The 16003-nt window shown below is 70.9% G+C and carries 16 protein-coding genes; all 16 read right to left on the bottom strand.

What is annotated here, in order from left to right:
- Positions 1-18 precede the first annotated feature (18 nt).
- The 16 genes from AB0D44_RS17405 to AB0D44_RS17330 all read right to left on the bottom strand — a co-directional run bounded on the left by AB0D44_RS17405 (position 19) and on the right by AB0D44_RS17330 (position 15997).
- Positions 19-663: a TMEM175 family protein gene (locus tag AB0D44_RS17405; RefSeq protein ID WP_362591133.1), complete on the bottom strand. Its 645-nt coding sequence runs from the start codon at positions 661-663 to the stop codon at positions 19-21.
- Between the two features lie 118 nt (positions 664-781).
- A complete protein-coding gene (locus tag AB0D44_RS17400) occupies positions 782-1123 on the bottom strand; it encodes a nuclear transport factor 2 family protein (RefSeq protein ID WP_362591130.1) in 342 nt (113 codons plus the stop codon).
- A 15-nt stretch (positions 1124-1138) separates the two neighbouring features.
- On the bottom strand, positions 1139-2653 hold the full coding sequence (locus AB0D44_RS17395; RefSeq protein ID WP_362591127.1) for an ATP-binding protein: 1515 nt from the start codon (positions 2651-2653) through the stop codon (positions 1139-1141).
- Positions 2650-3906, bottom strand: coding sequence for an MFS transporter (locus AB0D44_RS17390; protein ID WP_362591124.1), 1257 nt, complete (start codon positions 3904-3906; stop codon positions 2650-2652). The genes AB0D44_RS17395 and AB0D44_RS17390 overlap by 4 nt, the downstream gene beginning before the upstream one ends.
- A gap of 53 nt (positions 3907-3959) precedes the next feature.
- Positions 3960-4781: an FAD binding domain-containing protein gene (locus AB0D44_RS17385; RefSeq protein ID WP_362591121.1), complete on the bottom strand. Its 822-nt coding sequence runs from the start codon at positions 4779-4781 to the stop codon at positions 3960-3962.
- Positions 4778-7183 carry a xanthine dehydrogenase family protein molybdopterin-binding subunit gene (locus tag AB0D44_RS17380; RefSeq protein ID WP_362591118.1) on the bottom strand — a complete coding sequence of 802 codons (2406 nt, stop codon included), beginning with the start codon at positions 7181-7183 and terminating at the stop codon, positions 4778-4780. Before AB0D44_RS17380 ends, AB0D44_RS17385 begins: the two co-directional genes overlap by 4 nt.
- Positions 7184-7188: 5 nt before the next feature.
- On the bottom strand, positions 7189-7734 hold the full coding sequence (locus tag AB0D44_RS17375; RefSeq protein WP_362591115.1) for a (2Fe-2S)-binding protein: 546 nt from the start codon (positions 7732-7734) through the stop codon (positions 7189-7191).
- Positions 7719-8336 (bottom strand): NAD(P)-binding domain-containing protein, encoded by a 618-nt coding sequence (locus tag AB0D44_RS17370; RefSeq protein WP_362591112.1) that lies wholly within the window; start codon positions 8334-8336, stop codon positions 7719-7721. Before AB0D44_RS17370 ends, AB0D44_RS17375 begins: the two co-directional genes overlap by 16 nt.
- Before the next feature lie 39 nt (positions 8337-8375).
- On the bottom strand, positions 8376-9860 hold the full coding sequence (locus AB0D44_RS17365; protein ID WP_362591109.1) for an aldehyde dehydrogenase family protein: 1485 nt from the start codon (positions 9858-9860) through the stop codon (positions 8376-8378).
- Between the two features lie 33 nt (positions 9861-9893).
- Positions 9894-10634: a type 1 glutamine amidotransferase domain-containing protein gene (locus AB0D44_RS17360; protein ID WP_362591106.1), complete on the bottom strand. Its 741-nt coding sequence runs from the start codon at positions 10632-10634 to the stop codon at positions 9894-9896.
- 70 nt (positions 10635-10704) lie between these two features.
- The gene (locus tag AB0D44_RS17355; RefSeq protein ID WP_362591103.1) at positions 10705-11463 is read right to left on the bottom strand and encodes a MinD/ParA family protein; all 759 of its coding nucleotides are present in this window, start codon (positions 11461-11463) and stop codon (positions 10705-10707) included.
- The gene (locus AB0D44_RS17350; RefSeq protein ID WP_362591100.1) at positions 11464-12723 is read right to left on the bottom strand and encodes a PP2C family protein-serine/threonine phosphatase; all 1260 of its coding nucleotides are present in this window, start codon (positions 12721-12723) and stop codon (positions 11464-11466) included.
- A complete protein-coding gene (locus AB0D44_RS17345; protein WP_362591097.1) occupies positions 12705-13178 on the bottom strand; it encodes an anti-sigma regulatory factor in 474 nt (157 codons plus the stop codon). Before AB0D44_RS17345 ends, AB0D44_RS17350 begins: the two co-directional genes overlap by 19 nt.
- Positions 13175-13486 carry an STAS domain-containing protein gene (locus AB0D44_RS17340; protein ID WP_362591095.1) on the bottom strand — a complete coding sequence of 104 codons (312 nt, stop codon included), beginning with the start codon at positions 13484-13486 and terminating at the stop codon, positions 13175-13177. Before AB0D44_RS17340 ends, AB0D44_RS17345 begins: the two co-directional genes overlap by 4 nt.
- Positions 13487-13502: 16 nt before the next feature.
- The gene (glgX, locus tag AB0D44_RS17335; RefSeq protein WP_362591092.1) at positions 13503-15650 is read right to left on the bottom strand and encodes a glycogen debranching protein GlgX; all 2148 of its coding nucleotides are present in this window, start codon (positions 15648-15650) and stop codon (positions 13503-13505) included.
- On the bottom strand, positions 15647-15997 hold the full coding sequence (locus AB0D44_RS17330; RefSeq protein WP_362591089.1) for an STAS domain-containing protein: 351 nt from the start codon (positions 15995-15997) through the stop codon (positions 15647-15649). The genes glgX and AB0D44_RS17330 overlap by 4 nt, the downstream gene beginning before the upstream one ends.
- Between the last annotated feature and the right edge of the window lie 6 nt (positions 15998-16003).

Here is a 16003-nt window from a genome sequence, read left to right as displayed (position 1 = left end):
GGCCGTAGGCCCCGGCGGCTACTTCCTGAGGTCGCTGGCAGATTCGAGCCGCTCTTCCTCTACCACGAGGGGGATGGGGATCTGGTTCGCCGCATAGTAGATCGCGATCAGGAAGTGCGCGACAAGGGTGAGCGGTGCGGAGAAGAACGCCAGGACGACGGTCAGCGGATAGGCGATGGCACCGAGCCCGAAGCGCACCCTCGTCGCGCGGGCGCCTTCCTTGTCGACCTGCTCGTGGAAGAGGTGCCCGACCCGGGTGACGTACCACCAGAAGGCCAGGAACGCCAAGGCGTAGGCCACGGTGACGAGGCTGTAGAGGACGGCGGCCTGATTGGCCGAGCCTTCTTCCATGAGGTGTTCCGCGAGGACGTTGGTGGTGTAGGGAATCACCGATACCACCATGAGCACCAACAGATTCAGGAACAACAGCGGACGGTCGACCCGCTTGAGGTGACTGAAGATGGTGTGGTGGTTCACCCACATCACGCCGATGATGAGGAAACTCACCACGTAGGCGGCGTAATGCGGCCACTGTTCCCGGACTCCGTGCCAGAACTCGGATCCCGTTTCCTCCGGAACCTTCAATTCCAGGACGAGGATCGTAATGATGATGGCAAATACACCATCACTGAATGCCTCGACCCGCCCGGTTTCGCGCTCCATGGCCTCCCCTTCACCACTTCTTGCATATATCTACTTGCATATATCTACGGCGTTCCACACATACGGGGAGGGCGTACATTACCCGCCCTCCCCGCACACGCTACCCAGATTTCTGCGATCAGCCGCCGAACCCGGCCGTCTGCCGCCAGATCCGGCCATCGCGAACCACAAGTGTCCCGAACGCGTGCTCCGGTTCGCCGTTGAGGTTCATGATCGCCCGGTAGAAGATGGTGTCGTCCGTCTCGATGTACTCCTGGAGTTCCACCAGGGTGGGCTTCACGGTGAGATAGCCCGTGAACGTCTCGCGCACGGCGTCGATGCCCACCGAGACGCCTTCGAAGCGCAACAGCACCGCGTCGTCGGTGTAGTTCTTCATGACCGCCTCGATGTCCAGGGCGGCCAGGGCTTCCATCTGGCGCACGAACACCGGGTGCAGCGTGGAGATGTCGTACTTGGCCATGTCGACTCCGTTCGTTCAGCTGGTGGAGGTGGGTACGTCGGGTGGTGCGGCAGGTGGGGCGCAGGACTGCGTGTTGCCGGCGAAGGGCAGCCGGACCACCATCCGGGTCTCGCCCGGACGCGAACGGGCCGTGAGGGACCCGCGGTGGCGCTGGGTCACGATGCGGTAGCTGAGGTGCAGCCCCAGGCCCGTGCCCTTGCCCACGTCCTTGGTGGTGTAGAAGGGTTCGAAGATCCGCGGCAGGGATTCCTCCGGGATGCCGCGTCCGGTGTCGGTGATCTCCACGACCATGCAGACGCCCTCGGCCCGGGCGCGCAGGGTGAGGGTTCCCGAGCCCTCCATGGCCTCGGCCGCGTTGTCGACCAGGTTGGTCCACACCTGGTTCAACTCGCTCGGATAGCCCGTCAGTTCGGGCAGACCGGATTCGTACGCCCGCACGATGCTGATGCCGGCGAGCTTGGCACGCAGCACGACCAGCGTGTTCTCCAGTCCGTCGGTGACCTGGAAACGCTGCTCGGGGGCGCGGTCGAGATTGGCGTAATCCCGGGTGGCGGAGACCAGTTGGGAGATCCGCGGACCGGCCGCCCGCAGCTCCGCGGCGAGCGAGCGGACCTCCAGGAGGGCCGCCAGGTGGTCGAGTGCGACCGGAAGGGACGACTCCCCCACCCCCTGCAGCCGATCCAGCAGCCAGCCCAGCTCCAGGCCGAGGTCCGAGACGCCCGAACCGAGCAGGCCGGGCCGCTCCGTGCCCGCCTCCTCGGCCCAGTCGGTGATCTCCTCCTCGGCGTCGGCCTGGGCGAGCGGGTCGGTGGTCACCGGCGGCGGCAGCTTGTCCAGTTCGTCCGTCAGCCGGTCGAGGGCGGAGCGCTCCGCGCCGGTGGCGGCGGCGCCCCAGGCCTGGGCGGTGCGGGTGAGCCGGTCCAGGGCGGGGGCCAGTTCCTGCGCCGCCCGGGCCACGGCGGCCGCCGGGTTGTTCAGCTCGTGGGCGAGGCCGGCGGCCAGGGTGCCGAGCGCCTCCACGGTGGCCCGTTTGCGGGCCTGCACCTCGGAGGACTTGATCCGCCAGGCCAGCACGGGGATCAGGACGGCGGCCACCCCGTGGCAGCGGGTGAGCATCTCGAAGAACACCGGCTTCGTATACGCCACGACGGTGGTCGACGGCCCGCTCGCGGCCGCGGTGGCCACGTAGGCGCCGTCGGTCAGCAGGGGCAGCTCACCGGTGAACCGGTGGGCGGCGGACGGTTTGCCGTCGTGGTCCTCGGCGGCGGCGCTCTCCTCCTCGGTGGAGTGCCGGGTGAGCACCTCCTCCCGTCCGTCGACCACCTTGGTGACGACCAGCCCGCCCGAGAGCAGGACGTGGAACCCGGTCGCCTCCTCCCCGTCGCGGAAGAGGACCTCCCCCTCGGCGAGGACCCGGGGCTCGGAGACCGACACCAGCCAGTCCAGCTGTTCCTCGGTGATCCCGGCGAAGATCTCCAGCCCGCGCAGGGCGGACCTCAGCTCCGCCCGGTCGGTGTCCGCGGCGTTCACGCGGAGCTCCCCTCGGTCCGGGTACGGGCGGCCAGCCGCACGGTGGCCACCAGGGCCAGCGCGCACACCGCGGCGACGGCCGCCATGAAGCCGACGGAGGTGCGGTGCAGGCCGTGGACGTTGGTGAGCATCCCGGCGAGGACCGCCGGCACGCTCATCGCCAGGTACGCGAACACGTAGACGGCGGCGGTCAGTTCGCCGCGGCGGGCCGGGTCGGCGAGGCCGCTCAGCGCGCGGAAGGAGCCGAGGAACGCGGCGCCCCAGCCGCTGCCGAGCACCGCGGTGGCCACCAGGAACACGGCGGCCGAGCCGACGCCCAGGGCGAGCAGCACCAGGCCGAGCCCGGCGAGCAGACCGCACAGCCCGAGCACGGCGGTGCGCAGGGCCCCGGCGCCGCCCAGCATCAGCTGGGCCGCGGTGGCCGCGCCCGCGAGCAGCGCGACCGTGCCGCCGCCGACGAGGTAGTTGGCGGACTCCAGGAGCGAGAGCGCCAGGTGCGGGCCGAGGGAGAGGTAGAAGCCGCCCACCGACCAGACCGCGACGATGGTCAGGATCAGGACGGCGAACGTGCCGCGGGAGCCGGCCGGCACGTGGATCCGGTGCGGGACCACCCGGAAGCGGCCCCCCGCCCCCGGTGCGCTCTCCCGCATCCGGGCCACGCCCACCAGGGTCACGGCGAAGGCCCCGATCAGCAGCAGGTAGCTCAGGACGGTCGGCGCGGGGGCGTACTGGACGAGGAGGCCGGCCCCGATCCCGCCGAGCCCGATGCCCACGGTGGGCCCGGCGCTGTTGACCTGGGCGCCGAGCGCGGGCCGGGAGGCGGGGCTGAGCTCCAGCAGGGCCGCGCCCATCGCTCCGGTGGCCAGGCCCACGGCCAGGCCCTGCACGGCGCGGGCGGCGAGCAGCAGCCCCAGCCCCTGGGCCCCGGCGAACAGTGCCATCGAGACGATCGCCAGGACCAGCCCGGCGGCCAGGACCGGCCGCCGGCCGAGGGTGTCGGACAGCGACCCGAACAGCAGGAGCCCGGCGAGCACGGTGACCGCGTACAGCGCGAACACCACCGTGATCACGCCGGAGGACAGCCCCCACTTCTCCTGGTAGAGCACGTACAGGGCGGAGGGCACGGAGGAGGAGAGCATCAGCAGGACGAGGACCGCGCCCACCACCCAGAAGCCGGAGCCTCTGGGTGCGCCGGCCGCTGGTGCGGCTGGGTGCACGCCGACCCCCGTGGTCGTCTTCGATGTGTCGGCCACTGCTTGTTCAACTCCCCCGTGATGGGCCCCTGAGAGGGCCCGTGATGTGCGGGTCAGGCGAGGGCCTGGGCCCTTGCCAGCGCGCGGGCCGTGAGCACCCCCGCGAGGTGGCCGAGGTACTCGGCCGAGGTGCCGCGCCCGGGGACGAACAGCTCCCGGGGCTCGGCGCGGAAGGCCGCGAGGACGGCGTCCGTGGTGTACGGACCTGCGCGCAGCCTGTCTTCGACTCCGCGCAGGCGCAGCGGGCGGGCGGTGGCGCCGGTGACGGCGATGCGCGGCCCGTCGGCTGTGATCCGTACGGCGGTGGCGCACACCGGGTAGCGGGTGGCCCGGTCGGCCGTCTTCTCGAAGGCGCCGGCCCGCCCGCCTTCGGACACCAGCAGCGCGGTGACGACCGTGCCCGCGGGTGCGCCGGAGGCCGCGAACTCCTCGGCGGGTACGGTCGACGGTCCGCCGGGGCCGGCCAGTTCGACCAGGGCGCCGGCGGCGATGGCGGCCACCGGCAGGTCGGTGGCCCGTCCGCCGGCGGCGAGGTTGCCGCCGACGGTGCCGAGGTTGCGGACCTGGGGGTCGCCGTTGGCGCGGGCCGCGGCGGCCAGCTCGGGTGCCCCGGCGCGGACCAGCGGGTCCGCGGAGAGCTCGGCCAGGGTGGTGAGGGCCCCGATCCGCAGCCCCCCGGGGCCGCGGGCGGTCCCCCGCAGCTCCTCGAGCCGGCGGATGTCGACCAGCAGCCGGGCCCGGTCGGCCCCGGCGCGCAGGTCGGGCAGCAGGCTCTGGCCCCCGGCCAGTACCCGGGCTCCGGGCGTCCCGGCCAGCAGGGTCAGCGCCTCTTCGAGGCCGACGGGCCGGACGTAGTCGAACTCGGTGAGGATCACTGGGCTTCCCCTCTCAGGCGGCGCCAGACCTTCTCGGGGGTGAGGGGCATGTCGATGTGCCGGACGCCCAGGTCGGACAGGGCGTCGACGACGGCGTTGACCACGGCCGCGGCGGGCGGGACGGTGGCGATCTCGCCCGCGCCCTTGGCGCCGAGCGGGTTGTGCGGGCTGGGCGTGACCGTCTTGTCGAGGTCGAAGAACGGCACGTCCGCCGCGCGCGGCAGGGCGTAGTGGCCCAGGTCGGAGCTGATGAGCAGCCCGTTCCCGTCGTACTCGGCGGCCTCCATGAGGGCCTGGCCGAGGCCGTGCACGATGCTGCCCTCGATCTGCCCGAGGACGACCTTGGGGTTGCCGATGTGGCCGGCGTCGTCGACGGCCGTGTAGGACACCACCTCGGTCTCGCCGGTCAGTTCGTCGACCTCGACGACCGCGACGTGCGTCCCGAAGGGGTAGTTGAAGTCCGGCGGGTCGAAGTGGGTGGTCTCGTCGAGCGCGGGCTCGATCTCCGGGGGCAGGCCCCAGCCGTACCACATGGCCATCGCCAGCTCGGCGAAGGTCTTGGCGTTGGCCTCGTTGCCCTCTTCGTGGACCTTGCCGCCCGCGTAGACGACCTTGTCCTCGGGGACGCCCAGGAAGACGGCGCCGGCCTTGACCAGCTTGCTCTTGATCTTCCGGGCGGTGAGCGCCACGGCGGGCGCGGCCATGCTGTAGGAGCGGGAGCCGTAGGTGCCCTGGCCGTAGGGGGCCTTGAGGGTGTCGCCCTCGTGGACCTGGACCTGGGCGGGGTCGATGCCGAGCTCGTCGGCGGCGACCTGGGCGAAGACGGTGCCGTGGCTCTGGCCGGTGGAGGCGGAGCCGACGGTGACGGTGACCTCGCCGGTCGGGTGGACGCGGATGTTGGCGCTCTCCCAGGTGCCGCCGAGCATGCCCTCCTGGGACATCCGGGTGGAGGGGCCGACTCCGCAGATCGCCACGTAGGTGGCCAGGCCGACGCCGAGCCGCTTGCCGCGGGTGCGGGCCTCGGCCTTGCGGGCGGCCATGCCGGCGTAACCCGACAGCTCGATCGCCCGGTCGAAGTTCAGCTGGTAGTTCCCGGAGTCGTAGGTCCAGCCGAGACCGTTGTCGTACGGGAACTTCTCCTTCGGCACCAGGTTCTTTCGGCGCACGTCCGCCGGGTCCATGCCGATCTCGCAGGCGTACCGGTCGACGAGCCGCTCCATCAGGAAGGCCGCCTCGGCGCGCCCGCTGCCGCGCTGGGCACCGAGCGGGACGGTGTTGGTGAAGACGGCGTAGACCTCGCAGAAGGCGGCGTCGATGTCGTACATCCCGCTGATGGAGCGGCCCATGAGGGCGGTGGCCACTCCGGGGCCGATCGTCGACGGGTAGGCGCCGAGGTTGGCGTGGCTGGTGCAGCGCACGGCGGTGATGCGGCCGTCGCGGGTACCGGCCAGGGTGACGTGCTGGCGGTGGTCGCGGCCCTGGACGGTGGAGTTCATCAGCCCGGTGCGGGTGTCCACCCACTTCACGGGGCGCCCCAGCGCCTTGGACATCAGCAGGACCAGCGGCATGTCGGGGTAGAGGTAGCCCTTGGTGCCGAAGCTGCCGCCGACGGTCGGGGCGATCACCCGGAGCTTGTTGAAGGGGATGCCGAGGACCAGCGCGGAGAGCAGGAAGCGGTGGTTGTGCGGGCCCTGGGTGGAGGCGTAGAGCGTGTACTCGCCGGTCGCCGCGTTGTAGTCGCCGACCGCGCCGCGGGGCTCGATGGGGCTGTTGATGGTGCGCTGGTTGACCAGGTCGAGCTCGACGGTGACCTCGGCCTCGGCGATGGCCGCGTCGGTGCGGTCCTTGTCGCCGCAGGTCCAGTACGCGTTCAGGTTGCCCGGGACGGCCTCGTGGAGCTGGGGCGCGCCGTCTGCGAGGGCCTCGTCGGCCCGGGTGACCACGGGCAGCGGCTCGTACTCGACGTGGATGGCGGCCAGCGCCGCGGCGGCCTGCCGCGGGGTCTCGGCGACGACCACGGCGATGGGGTCGCCGACGTGGCGGACGGTGTCGCCGGTCAGGACCGGGCGGGCGCCGGGAAGTCCGTAGGGGTGGGGCGGGAAGTGGCTCTCGACCCCGCCCGGTATCCAGATGCAGGGCAGCGGCATGACGTCGGTGAAGTCGGCCGCCGTGGCCACCTTCAGCACTCCGGGCAGCTGCTCGGCCGCCTTGGTCGCGATGGACAGGATCTTCGCGTGGGCCACCGGGCTGCCGAGGATCGCCATGTGGGCGGTGCGGGGCAGGTCGATGTCCGCGACGTACGTGGCCTCGCCGCGCAGCAGCTGCGGGTCCTCGCGGCTGTCCAGCGGCTGTCCGAGGACGCCGTTGCCGGGGAGGGAGGCCTCCCCCGTCACTGTGGTCATGTCCCTCACGCCTCCTGTCCGACAGCGCTGGGCGCGGAGGTGCCGGCGGGCGTTTCGGCGAGCGCGGCGGGCGCTTCGGCGCGGGCGGCGGCGCAGGCGCGCTGCACCCCGCGTACGACGCTGTGGTAGCCGGTGCAGCGGCAGAGGTTGCCGGTGAGCCACTCGCGGATCTCGGGTTCGGTGGGGGCCTCGCCGCCGGCGGTGGTGTCGACGAGCTCGCCGAGGGCCATGACCATGCCCGGGGTGCAGAACCCGCACTGGGTGCCGTGCTCCTGGCGCAGCGCCTCCTGCAGGCCGGTCAGTTCCCCGCCGGGGACGGTGACGCCCTCGATGGTGGCCACGTCGGATCCGGCGGCGGACGCGGTGAGGACCAGGCAGCTCTTGACGGACCGGCCGTCGAGCCGGACGACGCAGGAGCCGCACTGGCCGGTGTCGCAGCCGACCTTGGTGCCGGTCAGTCCGAGGCCGTCGCGGAGCCGTTCCACGAGCAGTTCGTTCGGCTGCGCCGAGAACTGCTCGGGTCTTCCGTTCACGTTCAGTGTGATATCCATGCCAGCGCCTGCGCTTCCGTGAGCGGCCGGTTGAAGAGGGGCCCGCCGGGCTGCTGGAGAATTCCCCCGGAGTGCAGCGGGCCGGTGTCCACGGGTGCGAATCCGAGATCCGTGATGATTCCCGCGACGATTTCCTTCGATTTCCCGTCGTCGCCGGCCGTGTAATGCGCCAGGCGCTCACCGGATGCAGTACCGGCGACGGCGAGGGTTTCGAAGTGCATGGTGTTCAGGGATTTCACGACCTGGGCGCCGGGATACCACTCGGCGACCAGGTCGCTGGAGCCGCGCCCGCCGAGGTTCGCGGGGGCGCCGGCGGTTCCGGTGAACGCGTTCGTGGCGTCCACCAGCACCTTGTCCTGCACCACGTGCGGCGGCAGGAGCCCCCGCACGCTGTCGAACGGCACCATCAGCACCAGGAGTTCGGCCTGTCCGGCGGCCTTGGCGGGGTGCGCCGCCGAGGCCGCCGGTCCCAGCTCGGCCACGAGCGGGCCGAGGGCGTGCGGGCCCCGGGCGCCCGCGAGCACGACCTCGTGGCCCGCCGCCACGAGGATCCGTGCGAGGACCGTACCGATCCGCCCGGTGCCGATGATGCCTGTCCGCATTGACGCTCCTCAGTTTCCGGTGCCGGTTCCGAGCAGGGGTCAGTCCATGCCGATCCAGACCGACTTGGTCTGGGTGTAGCTCTCCAGGGATTCCGGTCCGCACTCGCGGCCGTAACCGGAGGCCTTGTAGCCGCCGTAGGGCACGGAGGGGTCGTACTGGTTGTAGCAGTTGACCCAGACCGTGCCCGCCTTGATCTGGGAGGCGACCCGGTGGGCGCGCCGCAGGTCCTTGGTGTGGACACCGGCGGCGAGGCCGTACGCGCTGTCGTTGGCGATGCGCACGGCGTCCTCCTCGGTGTCGAAGGGGATGATCGACAGGACCGGGCCGAAGATCTCCTCCTGGGCGATCCGCATGCCGTTGTCGACGCCGGTGAAGACGGTCGGCAGGAAGTACAGGCCCTGGCTCGAGGCGCCCTCGGGGGTCCACCCGGTGCCGCCGGTGCGCAGCATCGCGCCTTCCTTCTCGCCGATCTCGATGTAGGAGCTGACCTTGTCGAACTGGCCGCGGTGGGCCAGCGGCCCGAACAGCGTGGCCGGGTCCCGCGGGTCGCCCGGCTTGAGGGCGGCGGCCCGGCGGACCAGGCGTTCGACCATCTCGTCGTGGATGGGCCGGTGCAGGAGCAGGCGGGAGCCGGCGGTGCAGATCTCGCCCTTGTTGTAGTAGATGCCGAAGAAGGCGAGTTCCTCGGCCGCGTCGAGGTCGGCGTCGGCGAAGACGATGTTGGCGGACTTGCCGCCGAGTTCCATCGTCACCTTCTTCAGGGTGCCGGCCGCCTTGCGGATGATGGACTGGCCCACGGAGGTGGATCCCGTGAAGGCGATCTTGTCGATGTCCGGGTGGTCGGTGAGGGTCTCCCCCAGTTCCACGCCGGGGCCGGTGATGACGTTCAGCACGCCGTCCGGGATCTCCGCCTCCTGGAACAGCTCGGCGATCTTCAGGGCGGTGAGCGGGGTCGCCGGGGAGGGCTTGTGGACGACCGTGTTCCCGGCCGCCAGCGCCGGTGCGATCTTCGTCATCGACAGCAGCAGCGGGAAGTTGAACGGGGTGATGGCGCAGACCACGCCCAGCGGTTCGCGCAGGGTGTAGGCCAGCTGTCCGCCGGCCGGGGCCCGCGAGGAGCCGTCGACGCGGGTCACCGCGCCGGCGTAGTAGTGCATGAGCTGTGCGGCCATGGGGGCGTCGACCGTGCTGGAGAAGGCGAACGGCTTGCCCATGTCCACGGTCTCCAGCATGGCGATCTCTTCCAGGTCGCGCTCGATGAGCTCACCGACCCGGTTCAGCCGCAGCGCACGCTCCTGCGCGGAGAGTCTGCTCCACGGACCTTCTTCGTAGGCCTTGCGGGCCGCGGCGACGGCCGCGTCCGCGTCGGCCGCGGTGGCCTGGGCCACCGGCACGATCTCCTGGCCGTCGACGGGGCTGATGTCCGGCTCGGTACGGCCGTCCTGGGCGGAGACCCATGTGCCGCCGATGAACAGCTTCCCGGGGTTGGCCAAGGGCTGGTCGCTGAGCGCGCGCTTGGTCATGGCTGCCTTCCGGTGTCGGATGCGGGGGCGGAACTAGCCCTTCGCGAGCTGCGTTAAGAACGTCTCCGCGAGGGCTTTGGAGGAGTACGGGTTCTGGCCGGTGGTCAGCTTGCGGTCCACGACCACGTGCGAGTCCCAGATCGCCTCGGCCTTCTCGTAGCGGGCGCCGAGCCGGGTGAGCTCGACCTCGAGGATCAGCGGGAGCCGGCCGGCCATGTTGGTGACGAGCTCCTCGGCGTGCGAGAAGGCCGTCATCCGATAGCCCTCGAAGGGCCAGCGGCCTTCTGCGTCGCGCAGGGCGAGCAGGGAGGTGTGGCCGTGGCACACGGTGGCGAGCGGCTTGTCCTGGGCGATGACCCAGCGCAGGATCTGCGCGAGTTCGTCGGACTTGGGCAGGTCGCCGATGGCGCCGTGGCCGCCGCTGACGTACACGCCGTCGTAGTCGGCGATGTCCTTCTCGGTCAGGGACTCGAGGGCGAGGGGCGACCCCAGCTGCGGGGTGTTCTCGATGACGCGGACGTATTCGGCCGCGTTCGCCGCGTCATCGTCCGGGGAGCCCTCGGGGCGGACCCACTGGAGGAACTGGGGGTCGATGCTCGTCCGGTCGACGGTCGGCGCCCGGCCCCCGATCGTCGCCACGTCCACGGTGTGGCCGGCGGCCTTGAACAGCTGATAAGGAACGACGAATTCCTCGGCCCAGAATCCCGAGGGGTGCTGTTCGCCGTCCAGCAGATGGAGCGTGGCCTTGGCCGTCATGACGACGAGAATCTTCATGATTCTCTCCTTGTTCTGGATTCGCTGCCGATTCAACACGGCCCCTCCTGGGGGGCGTAAGGGGGCGGCGTCAGGCACGCGATACTTCGTCACGTGCGTCCAACGCCGAGATGATGGTGCGGAATTCACCGACCAGGGGATGGTCGGGATGGGCTTCTGCGAAAATGCGCTCTCCGTACAGCGCCGCCATTTCCGGTGAGTACGGAAGGATTCCGGCCAGTGGAGCGCCGTAGACCTCCTCGGTGCGCCGCCGGGCCTCGTCCCGGTCGATGCCCACGGGTGCCATGCTCAGCACCAGGGTCCGCCGGCAGGCCAGCCGCCCCGCGAGGGCGATGGTCTCCTCGACCCCGGAGAGGTCGATCCGGTCGGCCCGAACCATGATCATCAGTACGTCGGCGCTCGCCATGGCGGTCACCGACTCGTTGTTGAGCCCGGCGTGGGTGTCGAGCAGCAGCACGTCGAGGGCGTAGTGCCGGGCCAGCCGGTCGAAGCCCTCCGGGAGCAGCCCCACGTCGTACCCGCTGGCCATGATCTCGCGGAGGGCGGCGGTGCCGGTCCGGGCCGGGACGACGTACAGCCCCCCTTTCAGCAGGGAGCCGTCGCCCACTTGCTGGGCCGCTGTCTCGATCTCGCAGCGGCCGAGCAGGTAGTCCGCCAGCGAGGCGCCCGGCCCGAGCCGGAACAGCAGGTCCAGGGTGGGTGACTGGATGTCGGTGTCCACCACCCCCACCCGGCGCCCCTCGGCCGCGAGGAGTAGCGCGAGGTTCGCCAGTACCGAGGACTTCCCGGTGCCGCCGCGGTGCGAGTGCACCACGATGGTGCGCGCCACCTAGGCCACCACCTGGTGGGCGGCGCCGTCCACGTGCGGCCCCCGCGCCGCGCGTGGCCGGTGCAGGGCCAGCATGGTGACGTCGTCGTGCTGTTCGGCGGTGCCGGTGTGCTCGCGCACCGCCAGGTCCATCCGGTCGACCACGTCCTTGCCGCTCGCCGGGGTGCCGGCGAGCAGTTCCAGCATCCGTTCGTCACCGAGGAAGCTGCCGTTCGGGCAGCGGGCCTCGGGGACCCCGTCGGTGAACACGAAGAGCGTGTCGCCGGGGTTCAGCTGGGCGTAGCCGAGGGTGTAGACGCAGTCGGGCAGCACCCCGACGGCGGGCCCGGTGACCTCGAGGGCGACGGGCGGGCTGCCGTCGGCGGGCAGCAGGAGGGGCGGGTTGTGGCCGCCGTTGATGTAGACGAGGCTGCCGGTGACCGGGTCCAGCACCCCGAAGAAGAGGGTGGCGAAGTAGCCCTGTCGCAGGTGGTTGCGGGTGAGGTAGCCGTTGGTGGCGGTGACCGCGTTGAGCAGCGGGGTGGCGCCGACCACCGGAATGCGTCTGCTGCCGCCCGTGCGTCCGGCGGCGACCAGGTGCTGCAGGCCGCTGTTCTCGGCGGTGTGCCGCAGCAGCGAGCGGATGAGGGCCATGAAGAGCGCCGCGCCCACCCCCTTGTCGCAGACGTCGGCGACGACGAGGGCGAGCCGGCGGCCGCGGGAGATCTCGAAGACGTCGTAGAAGTCCCCGGCGACCTGCCGGGCCGGCCGGAACCGGACGTCGATCTCCCATCCTTCGGGGACCGGCAGCGACTCGGGCAGGAACCCGGCCTGGATCTCCCGGCCGATCTCCAGTTCCTTCTCGTATCCCATGAGTTCGGCGCGGGCGTCGGCTTCGCGCAGGGTGCGGCCGAGTCCGGCGCGCTCCGAGCAGCTGTGCAGCCGGGCCCCGACGAGGGCGGGCAGGAAGGGCGGTACGAGGTAGTCGTGCCCGATCCGGACGTGTTCCTCCAGGGCGGTGAACTCGGTCACCGTCCACACGACGACGATGGGGGCCCCGGCCCAGCGGCGCAGCCGGCGTACGGCCATCCGTACGGACTCCCCGTCGGTCTCGGCCGGGGCGAGCAGGACGTCCGCGACGGGCAGCAGCTCCTGCGGGCCGTCCCGGAGCTCCGCCAGCGTGCGGGTGACGAGTTCCGCGTCCATGGTCCGCAGCGCCGCGAACAGCTCGGGCGGCGGTGGCGGGTACTCGTCGAGGATGATCACGGTCGTGGAGGGCATGGGTCCGTCCCCTCAGCCTTCACAGTCAGTGTGCTGATGTTGCGGCCGTCCCTGTGCACGTATCTGAACTCGTCCACGCTGGTCAGGGCCAGGTGGATGCCGAGGCCGCCGATCCGCCGGTCCTGCGGGGGAACCCCCGGGGCGGGTGGAAGGCGGCCGGCGACGGGGTCGAAGGCGGGTGCGGCGTCTTCGATGGTGATCCGTACGCGGCCCGGGCCGGAGCGGCCGCGGACGGTGATCCGCCCGTCGCCGCCCCGGTACCCGTGCATCACGATGTTCGTGGCCAGTTCGTCCACGGCCAGCCGGAGCCGGTAGGCGGAGCCCTTGTCCAGGCCCGCCCGCCCGGCCAGCCGCAGGACGAACGCGGCGATGTCGCCCAGTGCCCCCACCGTGGCGGGCACCTCCAGTACGCAGGACGTCCTCGCCAGTTCGACCATGTCAGTCACGGTGGTCACTCATCGGAGAGGACGATGCTGCGGTCGAGCCCGGCCGTCCGGATGGTCCGGGAGACGGGCTCGATGGCACCGACCACCTTGATGGTGACGTGGTTCGCGACCTTCTGCTGGGCGAAGACCAGGGAGCGCAGTCCGGCGCTGGCCATGTAGCCGACGCCCGCCATCCTGATCTCGACGGTGTGGGTGCCGTGGCCGGCGGCCTTCTCGATGGTCTGGTGGAACTCCGGCGCGGTCTTGGCGTCCAGTTCGCCCGTCAGCTCGATCACGGTGGTGTCGCCCTCGATGCTCAGGGACACGGAAAGCGGCATGTCAGGTCTCCTTCGGTCAGGGCGTGTCGAGGCGCTCGGGGTCGTTGGTCCGGCCCACCAGGATCACGACCGAGCGCGGGCCGATCAGGTACTTCCCGGCGTTGTCCAGCTCCTGTTCGGCGCCCGGGGTGCGGATGTCGTACGGGGCCTCGGCTCCCGTGTCGGCGAACAGGTGCCAGCTGCGGCCGCCGGGGAGGGCGGGCAGTTCCAGGTCGTGCGACTCCCAGTGCGTGTTCATGGCCACGTACACCACATCGTCGTCGCCGGTGCCGCAGCGGGCCACGGCCAGCAGCCGGCTCTCGTCCGACCAGTCGGGCTGCCAGGCCCGCTCCCCGTGCCAGCTGATGTCCGGCAGGCCGAGGTTCTCGCGGACCTGGCCGGTGGGGTGGGCGGTGGAGCGCAGCTCGCGGTGGTGCTTGCGGAAGGCGATCATCTCCCGCGTGAACCGCAGCAGTTCGGCGTTGTCGTCGACCTGGTCCCAGTCGAACCAGGAGAGCTCGTTGTCCTGGCAGTACGTGTTGTTGTTGCCCTGCTGCGTCCTGGCGACCTCGTCCCCGGCCAGCAGCATCGGGATGCCCTGGCTGGTGAAGAGGATGGCGAGGGCGTTCTTCATCTGCCGGGTCCGCAGCGCGTTGATCCCGGGATCGTCGGTCGGCCCCTCGGCGCCGCAGTTCCAGCTGTTGTTGTCGTTGGCGCCGTCGTTGTTGTCCTCGCCGTTGGCCTCGTTGTGCTTGTCGTTGTACGAGACCAGGTCGGCGAGGGTGAAACCGTCGTGTGCGGTCAGGAAGTTGACCGAGGCGGCGGTGCCGCGGCTGGAGTAGAGGTCGGGCGAGCCGGCGATGCGGGTGGCCAGGTCGCCGGTGACGCCCGGGTCGCCCTTGAGCCAGCGGCGCACGGTGTCGCGGTACTTCCCGTTCCACTCCGCCCAGCGGCCGTACGCCGGGAAGTTGCCGACCTCGTAGAGCCCGCCCGCGTCCCAGGCCTCGGCGATGAGCTTGGTGTGCCGCAGGACCGGGTCGTAGGCGAGCAGCTCCAGCAGCGGCGGGTTGGGCAGCGGGGTACCGTCCAGGGCCCGGCCGAGGATGGCTGCGAGGTCGAAGCGGAAGCCGTCGATGTGGTAGTCGGCGACCCAGTGGCGCAGGCAGTCGAGCACGTAGTTGCGCACGACCGGGTGGTTGCAGTTGACGGTGTTGCCCGTGCCGCTGAAGTTGAAGTAGTACCCCTCCGGCGTGAGCATGTAGTACGTGGAGTTGTCGAGTCCCTTGAAGGAGATCGTCGGCCCCTGCTCGTTGCCCTCCGCGGTGTGGTTGAAGACGACGTCGAGGATGACCTCGATGCCCGCCGCGTGCAGGTCCTTGATCAGGGTGCGGAACTCGTCCCCCTGCATCCCGTACCGCCCGGTGGCCGCGTAGCCGGCCTTCGGCGCGAAGAACGAGACGGTGTTGTAGCCCCAGTAGTCGAAGAGCTTCTCGCCGGTCTCCGGATTGGAGCGCGGGTTGTCGCTCTCGTCGAACTCGAACACCGGCAGCAGTTCGACGCAGTTGACGCCGAGTTCCTTCAGGTACGGGATCTTCTCGCGCAGCCCCGCGAAGGTGCCGGGGGCGGTGACCCCCGAGGAGGGGTGCCGGGTGAAGCCGCGCACGTGGGTCTCGTAGACGACGAGGTCCTCGGCGGGTATGCCCAGCGGGGTGTCGTCGCCCCAGTCGAAGTCCTGGAGGCACACGCGGGAGCGGTACTGGTAGCCGCGGCTGTAGTCCGGCTCCACGCCCCACACGTCGCGGCCGGCGATCAGCCGGGCGTACGGGTCGGACAGGACCTGCCGGGCGTCGAAGCGGTGGCCGCTGACCGGGTCGTAGGGGCCGTCGGCCCGGTACCCGTACTCGATGTTCTCGTGGTCGAGGCCGAAGACCGTCATGGCGAAGACGCTGCCGGTGCGGAATTCCTCGGGGAACTGCAGCTCGGCCATCGGCTCGGGCTCTCCGCGCTTGTAGATGACCAGGGTCATGGAGGTGGCCTGGTCGGAGAAGACGGAGAAGCTGACCCCGCCGGGGACCACATTGGCCCCGAAGGGGAACGGTTTGCCGGCGCGGACGCGGTACCCGCCCACCTCGTGGGTCGGGTACGCGTCCACGCGCAGCACCTGCTCGGACCGGGTCTCGCTCATCGCGCGGCCTTGGCCTTGGTCTTGGCGGCCGCGGCCGCCGCCTGGCCTGTCTCGAAGAAGTCGAGGAAGCCGGTCGCCGACATGACGAACCGGACTTCCTCGCTCACCCCGTAGAGGGTGACGGCGACACCGGCGTGCTGCGCCTCGCGGTACACGACGAGCAGGGTGCGCAGGCCCGCGCTGGAGACGTAGCCGACCGCGGTGAGGTCGATGCGCAGCGGCTTGCCCTCGCGGACCAGCGGCAGCAGGGCCTGGAGCAGCGCTCCGGATGTCTCGCTGTTGATCTCGCCGGTGGCGACGAGCACGGTGCCCGTCTTGTTCCGGCGTTCCTTGACGTTGAGAGTCATTGCCTT

The sequence above is a fragment of the Streptomyces sp. NPDC048349 genome, from assembly GCF_040651925.1.
Classification (GTDB): Bacteria; Actinomycetota; Actinomycetes; order Streptomycetales; family Streptomycetaceae; genus Streptomyces.
Note: the sequence above shows the minus strand (reverse complement) of the source record. Positions and strands in the feature narration are given on the sequence as shown.

Coding starts and splice junctions, on each gene's coding strand:
- AB0D44_RS17405 (WP_362591133.1), bottom strand. CDS start 663: ATGGAGCGCGAAACCGGGCGGGTCGAGGCATTCAGTGATGGTGTATTT.
- AB0D44_RS17400 (WP_362591130.1), bottom strand. CDS start 1,123: ATGGCCAAGTACGACATCTCCACGCTGCACCCGGTGTTCGTGCGCCAG.
- AB0D44_RS17380 (WP_362591118.1), bottom strand. CDS start 7,183: ATGACCACAGTGACGGGGGAGGCCTCCCTCCCCGGCAACGGCGTCCTC.
- AB0D44_RS17375 (WP_362591115.1), bottom strand. CDS start 7,734: ATGGATATCACACTGAACGTGAACGGAAGACCCGAGCAGTTCTCGGCG.
- AB0D44_RS17370 (WP_362591112.1), bottom strand. CDS start 8,336: ATGCGGACAGGCATCATCGGCACCGGGCGGATCGGTACGGTCCTCGCA.
- AB0D44_RS17365 (WP_362591109.1), bottom strand. CDS start 9,860: ATGACCAAGCGCGCGCTCAGCGACCAGCCCTTGGCCAACCCCGGGAAG.
- AB0D44_RS17360 (WP_362591106.1), bottom strand. CDS start 10,634: ATGAAGATTCTCGTCGTCATGACGGCCAAGGCCACGCTCCATCTGCTG.
- AB0D44_RS17350 (WP_362591100.1), bottom strand. CDS start 12,723: ATGCCCTCCACGACCGTGATCATCCTCGACGAGTACCCGCCACCGCCG.
- AB0D44_RS17340 (WP_362591095.1), bottom strand. CDS start 13,486: ATGCCGCTTTCCGTGTCCCTGAGCATCGAGGGCGACACCACCGTGATC.
- glgX (WP_362591092.1), bottom strand. CDS start 15,650: ATGAGCGAGACCCGGTCCGAGCAGGTGCTGCGCGTGGACGCGTACCCG.
- AB0D44_RS17330 (WP_362591089.1), bottom strand. CDS start 15,997: ATGACTCTCAACGTCAAGGAACGCCGGAACAAGACGGGCACCGTGCTC.